Genomic DNA, 7,536 nt, shown 5'->3' with positions numbered 1-7,536 from the left:
TGGCGGCCAGGGCACCAAGGCGGCGGCGGACGCGGCCGCCAAGCTTGCCGGCGTCACCAAGGTGCTGGTTGCCGAAGGCCCCGCCTATGAGCACGACCTTGCCGAGCCGCTGGCAGCGTTGATCGTCGCGCTGGCTCCTGGCTATGACGCGTTCGTCGCGCCCGCTACCTCGCGTTTCAAGAACGTGATGCCGCGCGTCGCGGCCTTGCTCGACGTCATGCAGGTCTCCGAGATCATCAAGGTCGTCGCGCCCGACACCTATGAGCGCCCGATCTATGCCGGCAACGCGATCCAGACCGTGAAGTCGAAGGACGCCAAGAAGGTGATCACTGTGCGCACCTCGACCTTCGCGGCTGCCGGCGAGGGCGGCAGCGCTGCGATCGAGAACGCCGCTGCGGCCGCTGATCCCGGCCTGTCGACGTTCGTCGGCGAGGAAGTCGCCAAGAGCGACCGTCCCGAGTTGACCTCGGCCAAGATCATCGTCTCGGGCGGCCGCGCCATGCAGAGCCGCGAGAATTTCGCCAAGTACATCGAGCCGCTCGCCGACAAGCTCGGCGCCGGCGTCGGCGCCTCGCGCGCCGCGGTCGATGCCGGCTATGCGCCGAACGACTGGCAGGTCGGCCAGACCGGCAAGGTGGTGGCCCCGGAACTTTATGTCGCGGTCGGCATCTCCGGCGCGATCCAGCATCTGGCCGGCATGAAGGACTCCAAGGTGATCGTCGCCATCAACAAGGATGAGGACGCGCCGATCTTCCAGGTCGCCGATTACGGCCTGGTCGCCGACCTCTACCAGGCGGTTCCTGAGCTCACCGAAGCGCTCGGCAAGCTCGGAAAGTAAGCGACAAGACACCGGCCGGACGAGTAAGCTCCGGCCGGTGTTATTATTTTCGAGGCAATGATCCGGAAACGTTTTTCCGAAAGGATCATGCTCGACAGGGGAAAATGGGACCCGGGTATGATGACCTGTCATCACATCATGGTCCCGGGAAACGTTTTCCGGCGGATTGGGCAACCCGGAAGGCTTTACTTCGGGTATCGTTGGAATTGGGCAGGCGCGATGTGCGCGCCGTTCCGGTGGATGACAAGATGACGGTGGCAATCAAAAAGGTCGGCGTGATCGGTTCGGGCCAGATGGGCAATGGCATTGCCCATGTGGCGGCGCTGGCCGGCTTCGACGTGGTGCTCAACGACGTGTCCGGCGACCGGCTGAAGTCGGCGCTGGCGACCATCAACGGCAATCTGACCCGGCAGGTCGCCAAGAAGGCGATCAGCGAGAGCGACCGCAAGCAGGCGCTCGACCGCATCGCCTCCGCCGAGTCGCTCGACGCGCTCGCCGATTGCGATCTCGTGATCGAGACCGCGATCGAGAAGGAAGAGACCAAGCGCAAGATCTTCCACGAGGTCTGCGCAGTGTTGAAGCCGGAGGCGATCGTCGCGACCAACTCGTCGTCGATCTCGATCACAAGGCTCGCCGCCTCGACCGACCGCCCGGAGAAATTCATCGGCATTCATTTCATGAATCCGGTGCCGGCGATGGAACTGGTCGAGTTGATCCGCGGTATCGCCACCGACGACATGACCTTCGACACCGCCAAGACGTTCGTCGCCAAGCTCGGCAAACAGGTCGCGGTGTCGGAAGATTTCCCAGCCTTCATCGTCAACCGCATCCTGTTGCCGATGATCAACGAGGCGATCTACACGCTGTATGAAGGCGTCGGCAACGTCGAGGCGATCGATGCCGCGATGAAGCTCGGCGCGCACCATCCGATGGGCCCGCTCGAGCTCGCCGATTTCATCGGCCTCGACACCTGCCTGTCGATCATGCAGGTGCTGCACGAGGGGCTGGCCGACTCCAAGTACCGGCCTTGTCCGCTGCTGGTGAAGTATGTCGAGGCCGGCTGGCTCGGACGCAAGAGCCAGCGCGGCTTCTACGACTATCGCGGCGACAAGCCGATCCCGACGCGGTAATCCATCCCGCCTTCAGGTCAGTGCCCGCAGCAGCGCAAGCGCCGCAGGCACCAGACCGATAATCATCGTCGCACTCGTTCCAAGTCCAAGCAGATGCGCCGCCAGCGCGAGGCGCTGGCTTTTTGCGTGAGACGTCATTGCAGCGCCGCGCAGGCGCGCTTCAGCCGCCTTGCGGCCTCCTCGATGGTCGATGACGGGTTGGCGAAGCTGAGGCGGATATAGGGCGACAGCCCGAGATCCTCGCCGGGAAACACCACCACATCGGACGCCTCGAGCAGATAGGCCGAGAAATCGCGGTCGGTCCGGATCACTCTGCCATCGGGCGCGCGCTTGCCGATCACGCCGGCGCAGCCGACCAGCAGATAGAAGGTGCCTTCGGGCGGCGTGCAGGACAGCCCGGCGCATCCGTTCACGAGTTCGGCAAAGCGGTCGCGCTTGGCGCGAAGGATGGCGGCGCGCTCGAGCAGCACATCCTGCGCGCCGTCGAGCGCGGCAACCGCCGCGGCCTGGCTGATCGACGACGCGCCGGACGTGGTCTGCGACTGGATCGTGACCATCGCGCGGATCAGCGCCGCGGGTCCGGCGGCATAGCCGATGCGCCATCCCATCATGGCGTAGCTCTTGGCGAAGCCGCTGACGATCAGCGTCCGCGGCTTCAGGCGCGGCTCGATTTCCGCAAGCGTCGGCGCGGGCGCGCCATTGAACACGATCTGCTCGTAGAGCCCGTCGGCCAGCACCCAGATGTCCGGATGCCGCAGCAGGACCGCGGCGATCTCGGACAGATCCTCACGCGAATACAGCGCGCCGGATGGGTTGACCGGATTGTTGACGATGATCCAGCGGGTTCGCGCCGAGATCGCCGCCCGCAGATCCTCCGCACGCAGCTTGAAGCCGTTGTTCTGCGCGCACGGCACCACCACCGGCTCCGCGCCGGCGAGCCGCACCTGATCGAGATAGGGCGCCCAATAGGGCGCGGAGATGATCACCTCGTCGCCGGGCGCCAGCGTCGCCAGCAGCGCGTTGAACAGCGCCTGCGTCGAGCCGTTGGTGATGACGATCTCGTCCAGACCATAGTCGAGATGATGGTCGCGCAGCAGCGCGGCCTGCACCGCCCGCTTCAGCTCCGGCGTGCCGTCGACATCGGTGTAACGGGTTTCGCCGCGCAATGCCGCTGCATGCGCCGCCGCGATCACATGGTCAGGTGTCGGGAAGTCCAGATTGCCCGACGACAGCTCGATGATGTCGCGCCCGGCCGCGCGCAGTTCGCGGGCGCGGCGGCGCAGCACCGATGCGGGCGATGCTGTGATGCCGCTCATGCGCGGCGAGAGGGTCGGTGCGGCGGTCATCGGACGTACTGCGCCTCACCGTTGCCGAACGACCAGTTCTCGGGGAGCACCTCGACCAGGTTGATGAAGATGTCCTCGGCGCGCAGGCCGGGGCTTTCGGTCAGCCGTTCGGCGATCCGTCGATAGAGCTTCTGCTTTTGCGCCACCGGGCGCGTATTGCTGACAGTGATCTGGATGATGATCAGATCATCGCTGCGCCTGATGCCGAGATAGTCGGCGCCATAGACGAAATCGTCGTCATCGTGCTCGGAGATCGTCATGAAGCGATCGCCTTCGGGCACGTCGAAGGTCTCGCGCATGGCGCGATAAAGGCTTTCGAGAACGGCCTTGCGGTAGGCGACGGGCTTGCCCCGTCGCAATGAAACGCGGGTCAGCGGCATGATGGTGGCTCTCCTGGTGGCGTCACGTGCTGCCGATCCTAGGGGCTCCTTGTTCATTGCAAAACGGTATGGTAAATTGTTTCAATGATTTCATATTTAAATGAATGACCATGAAGGCGCTCGACCTCGAGGCAGTCCAGGCCTTCGTCCTGGTGGCGGATCTCAGCAGCTTCACGCGCGCGGCGCAGGCGATGGAGACCACGCAGTCCGCGGTCAGCTTGAAGATCAGGCGGCTGGAGGACGGCCTCGGCCGACGGTTGCTGGAGCGAACGCCGCGGCAGGTTCGGCTGTCAGCCGAAGGTGCCGCTTTCCTCGGCGCCGCGCGCAATCTGGTGGCTGCGCATCAATCGGCGATCAGCTCGTTTGCCGTCGAGCATCGGCGATTGGTCGTCGGCATCAGCCACCACATCGTCGGATCGGAGCTCGCCTCGCTGCTGAAGCGGATGAGCAGCACCGATCCCGGGCTGGTGATTCAGCTGCACGTCGATACGTCGCGTTCGGTGCTCAGCGCATTCGACGACGGGAAGCTTGATGCTGCGATCGTGCTTCGTCACGACGCCAAGCGCCGCGATGGCGACGTGCTGTTCGAGGAAGCGTTCGGCTGGATGGCCGCGCCTGATTTTCACCATCGGCCGGGCGAGCCGTTGCGCCTCGCCACGCAAGCCGAGCCGTGCAGCGTGCGTGCCATGGCGGTTGAAGCGCTCGACGCCGCCGGTATCGCCTGGACCGAGGCATTCGTCGGCGGCGGGCTGTCGACGATCGGAGCTGCGATCTCCGCGGGCCTTGCGGTCGCAGCGCTGGCGCGCCGGGTCGCGCCCGCGGATACCGTCGACCTCGGGCCACGGCTTGGCTTGCCGCCGCTGCCGTCCCGTGACGTCATCCTGCACTCGAAGCTGTCAGATGCGCGGACACGGCAGGCGCTGCGTACCCTCGGCGCAGCCTTCGCGGCGAACGCGGCCTGAGACGCGGATCATCGCGCTGCCGGGAGCTTCGAGGCCGATGCGTCAGCCTGACGCGGCCATCGATTACCCAACCATTAACTTTCGCGCGATACCTCAAATCCCAGTTTTGGGAGTGCCGCGTATGGACATGATGAGCATGGTCACCAGCATCCTGTCGATGCAGCAGGGCAATTTGCAGGGTGAGATCGCAACCCGCGTGACCAAGCAGAACCTCGACGCCGAGAAGTTCGCGGTTCAGACCCTGCTCGGCACGCCTTCCACCGCGAATTTGTCGCCCGGCATCGGCGACAACCTCAACACCGTCGCCTGATCAGAACCCGGCTGCGGCCGGCTGTAGCGCGGCCTTCACCAGCTTGATCGCGTCGTCGCTCGCCCATTCGGCGGGACCGGCGATATTGGCGATCTCGCAGCCCTGGCCGTCGACCAGCACCGAGGTCGGCATGCCCAGCGCCTTGCCTATGTTCTTAAGATCCTGAAAGACCTTGGCTTTTTGGTCGCTGAAATAGCCGAGATTGGTCAGATTGGCCTCTTTCAGGAAGTTTTTCGGCTTGTCCGGGTCGCGGGTATCGATGTTGATTGCGACCACCTCGAAATCCTTGCCGCCGAGCTTGGTCTGCAGGCTGTCGAGCGCCGGCATTTCCTTGCGGCAGGGCACGCACCAGGTGGCCCACAAATTGACCAGCACGGTCTTGCCGCGCCAGTCCGAGAGCTTCTTTGGCTGGCCGTTGGCGTCCTCGAAGGCCAGGTCGGGCAGCCTCAGGGGGGTGGTCGCCATGGTCAGCGCCGCGACCTCGCCATGGGCGAGCGGGGCGATCTTCTTCGCCAGAGCCACCGCGCTGTTGCAGGCGATATCGCCCGCGGGATGCTTGAGGCTGGAGACCCCGACATAGCCGATCACGGCCCCGGCCAGCACGGCGCCGATCACCAGCGGGATGCGCCACTTGGCGGTCGGCCTGGCGGTCGGGTTGGGTGGGGTCGTCTCGGGCATATCGTTGTCTTCCTGGGTCGATGTGGCTAAGCAGTGCCGGGAATACGATCGGAACCGCCACGCTGTTTCGCCGCTCCGGCGAATGCAACAGCTCGGCCTGAAATACAAATTCGTGAGCGAGATGTCATGAGCAACAAGATGTGGGGCGGCCGGTTCTCGGAGCGTCCCGACGCGATCATGGAGGAAATCAACGTCTCCATCGACGTCGACCGTCACCTTTATGCCCAGGACATTGCCGCGTCCAAGGCCCACGCCGCGATGCTCGCCGCGCAAGGCATCATCACCGCAGCTGATGCGAAAAATATCGGCAAAGGTCTAGACACGATTTTGTCAGAAATCGGCAAGGGCGATTTCGATTTCAAGCGCGCGCTCGAGGACATTCATATGAATGTCGAGTCGCGGCTGTCCGAATTGATCGGGCCCGCGGCGGGCCGGCTGCACACCGCACGCTCGCGCAACGACCAGGTCGCGACCGATTTCCGCCTCTATGTCCGCGACACCATCGATGAGACCAATGCGGCGCTGGCCGCGTTCCAGCAGGCGCTGGTCGCCCGCGCGCTGGAGCATGCCGGCACGGTGATGCCGGGCTTCACCCATCTGCAGACCGCGCAGCCCGTGACCTTCGGTCATCACCTCCTGGCCTATGTCGAGATGGCCGGCCGTGACCGCGGCCGCTTCGCGGACGCGCGCAAGCGGCTGAACGAATCGCCGCTCGGAGCGGCCGCGCTCGCCGGCACCTCGTTTCCGATCGACCGCACTGCTACCGCCGAGGCGCTCGGCTTCGAGCGTCCGATGGCCAATTCGCTCGACGCGGTGTCCGACCGCGATTTCGTGCTGGAGACGCTGTCGGCGGCGGCGATCTGCGCGGTGCATATGTCGCGCTTCGCTGAGGAGATCGTGATCTGGACCTCGCCCTTGGTCGGCCTCGTCAAGCTCAGCGACAAGTTCACCACCGGCTCGTCGATCATGCCGCAGAAGCGCAATCCGGACGCGGCCGAGTTGGTCCGCGCCAAGACCGGCCGCGTGATCGGCGCGCTCACGGCGCTGCTGATCGTGATGAAGGGCCTGCCGCTCGCCTATCAAAAGGACATGCAGGAGGACAAGCAAGGCGCGATGGAGGCTTTCGAGGCACTGTCGCTGGCAATCCGCGCCATGACTGGCATGGTCGAGGACTTGGTGCCGGACGAGGCCAGGATGAAGGCCGCCGCCGGCGAGGGCTACGCCACCGCGACCGATCTTGCCGACTGGCTGGTACGCACCCTGAAAATGCCGTTCCGTGACGCCCACCACGTTACCGGGCGCATCGTCGGCCTGGCCTCGAAGCAGGGTGTGGCGCTGCACGAGCTGCCGCTCAAGGCCATGCAGGAGGTCGAGCCTGATATCACGGCCGACGCGCTGAAGGTGCTGAGCGTCGAATCCTCGGTGCGGAGCCGGACCTCGTTCGGCGGCACGGCGCCGAAGAATGTGATGGCGCAGGCCAAGGCCTGGGCCAAGCGGCTGGAAAAAGAGCGAAAATTGGGCTGAACCGGAAAATTTGGCCGTGATTTCATGGCGCTCCGCCTCTCGCCAGAGCACGGCAATGTTTGTATGGTGCCGCCCGAATTGGGGAATTCGTCGTGATTAGCAAGAACCGCCTGACCCCCTCGGGATGGGCCATCATTGTGCTGGGCGTATCAGCGCTGGCGCTCGGCGGCTGCGGCCGCAAGGGACCGCTCGACCTGCCGCCGACCGCGAACGTCGCGCCGGGCGCGGCACCGAGCGACACCGAGACCGAGCGGGCGGCGCAGCCCAGCGTGTTCAATCCGACCTATGGCTCGGAGGCCGCGCCGGCCGCGCCGCGAGGCAATAAACGGCCCTTCATCCTCGATCCGCTGCTCGGCAATTAATATCTC

At 65.0% G+C, this 7,536-nt stretch carries 10 protein-coding genes; 6 read left to right on the top strand and 4 right to left on the bottom strand.

The window, feature by feature from the left end; all coding sequences use genetic code 11:
* Together AKL29_RS22590 and AKL29_RS22585 are read left to right on the top strand one after the other, a co-directional pair.
* A partial coding sequence (locus AKL29_RS22590) for an electron transfer flavoprotein subunit alpha/FixB family protein (protein ID WP_050385675.1) occupies positions 1–838 on the top strand: 838 nt, incomplete at its 5' end.
* A gap of 248 nt (positions 839–1,086) precedes the next feature.
* Positions 1,087–1,968, top strand: a complete 882-nt coding sequence (locus AKL29_RS22585) for a 3-hydroxybutyryl-CoA dehydrogenase (protein ID WP_028333619.1) — start codon at positions 1,087–1,089, stop codon at positions 1,966–1,968.
* 12 nt (positions 1,969–1,980) lie between these two features.
* Here AKL29_RS22585 and AKL29_RS46330 read toward each other — a convergent pair whose 3' ends face one another.
* The 3 genes from AKL29_RS46330 to AKL29_RS22575 are packed head-to-tail and all read right to left on the bottom strand — an operon-like array spanning position 1,981 to position 3,694.
* Positions 1,981–2,106, bottom strand: a complete 126-nt coding sequence (locus tag AKL29_RS46330; protein ID WP_283809412.1) for a hypothetical protein — start codon at positions 2,104–2,106, stop codon at positions 1,981–1,983.
* Positions 2,103–3,314: a pyridoxal phosphate-dependent aminotransferase gene (locus AKL29_RS22580; protein WP_050385674.1), complete on the bottom strand. Its 1,212-nt coding sequence runs from the start codon at positions 3,312–3,314 to the stop codon at positions 2,103–2,105. Before AKL29_RS22580 ends, AKL29_RS46330 begins: the two co-directional genes overlap by 4 nt.
* A complete protein-coding gene (locus AKL29_RS22575) occupies positions 3,311–3,694 on the bottom strand; it encodes a tautomerase family protein (RefSeq protein WP_028333617.1) in 384 nt (127 codons plus the stop codon). Before AKL29_RS22575 ends, AKL29_RS22580 begins: the two co-directional genes overlap by 4 nt.
* A gap of 110 nt (positions 3,695–3,804) precedes the next feature.
* On the opposite strand from AKL29_RS22575, the gene AKL29_RS22570 reads away from it, so the two are divergent.
* On the top strand, positions 3,805–4,656 hold the full coding sequence (locus AKL29_RS22570) for a LysR family transcriptional regulator (RefSeq protein WP_028333616.1): 852 nt from the start codon (positions 3,805–3,807) through the stop codon (positions 4,654–4,656).
* 121 nt (positions 4,657–4,777) lie between these two features.
* Positions 4,778–4,966, top strand: coding sequence for a putative motility protein (locus tag AKL29_RS22565; RefSeq protein WP_028333615.1), 189 nt, complete (start codon positions 4,778–4,780; stop codon positions 4,964–4,966).
* Here AKL29_RS22565 and tlpA read toward each other — a convergent pair whose 3' ends face one another.
* Positions 4,967–5,644 (bottom strand): thiol:disulfide interchange protein TlpA, encoded by a 678-nt coding sequence (gene tlpA, locus AKL29_RS22560; protein ID WP_028333614.1) that lies wholly within the window; start codon positions 5,642–5,644, stop codon positions 4,967–4,969.
* Between the two features lie 126 nt (positions 5,645–5,770).
* Here tlpA and argH point away from each other — a divergent pair, with 126 nt between their 5' ends.
* Both argH and lptM read left to right on the top strand, forming a co-directional pair.
* Entirely contained in the window at positions 5,771–7,168 is a 1,398-nt protein-coding gene (gene argH, locus AKL29_RS22555) for an argininosuccinate lyase (RefSeq protein ID WP_050385673.1), read from the top strand.
* Between the two features lie 92 nt (positions 7,169–7,260).
* Positions 7,261–7,530 (top strand): LPS translocon maturation chaperone LptM, encoded by a 270-nt coding sequence (lptM, locus tag AKL29_RS22550; protein WP_028333612.1) that lies wholly within the window; start codon positions 7,261–7,263, stop codon positions 7,528–7,530.
* Positions 7,531–7,536: the final 6 nt, after the last annotated feature.

This window comes from Bradyrhizobium pachyrhizi (assembly GCF_001189245.1).
Lineage (GTDB): Bacteria > Pseudomonadota > Alphaproteobacteria > Rhizobiales > Xanthobacteraceae > Bradyrhizobium > Bradyrhizobium pachyrhizi.
The sequence above is the reverse complement of the archived record's forward strand: the minus strand, read 5'-3'. Positions and strand labels throughout refer to the sequence as shown.

What these genes read in the sequence shown, in the direction of transcription:
- AKL29_RS22585 (WP_028333619.1), top strand. Translation starts at nt 1,087, where the DNA reads ATGACGGTGGCAATCAAAAAGGTCGGCGTGATCGGTTCGGGCCAGATG.
- AKL29_RS46330 (WP_283809412.1), bottom strand. Translation starts at nt 2,106, where the DNA reads ATGACGTCTCACGCAAAAAGCCAGCGCCTCGCGCTGGCGGCGCATCTG.
- AKL29_RS22580 (WP_050385674.1), bottom strand. Translation starts at nt 3,314, where the DNA reads ATGACCGCCGCACCGACCCTCTCGCCGCGCATGAGCGGCATCACAGCA.
- AKL29_RS22575 (WP_028333617.1), bottom strand. Translation starts at nt 3,694, where the DNA reads ATGCCGCTGACCCGCGTTTCATTGCGACGGGGCAAGCCCGTCGCCTAC.
- AKL29_RS22570 (WP_028333616.1), top strand. Translation starts at nt 3,805, where the DNA reads ATGAAGGCGCTCGACCTCGAGGCAGTCCAGGCCTTCGTCCTGGTGGCG.
- AKL29_RS22565 (WP_028333615.1), top strand. Translation starts at nt 4,778, where the DNA reads ATGGACATGATGAGCATGGTCACCAGCATCCTGTCGATGCAGCAGGGC.
- tlpA (WP_028333614.1), bottom strand. Translation starts at nt 5,644, where the DNA reads ATGCCCGAGACGACCCCACCCAACCCGACCGCCAGGCCGACCGCCAAG.
- argH (WP_050385673.1), top strand. Translation starts at nt 5,771, where the DNA reads ATGAGCAACAAGATGTGGGGCGGCCGGTTCTCGGAGCGTCCCGACGCG.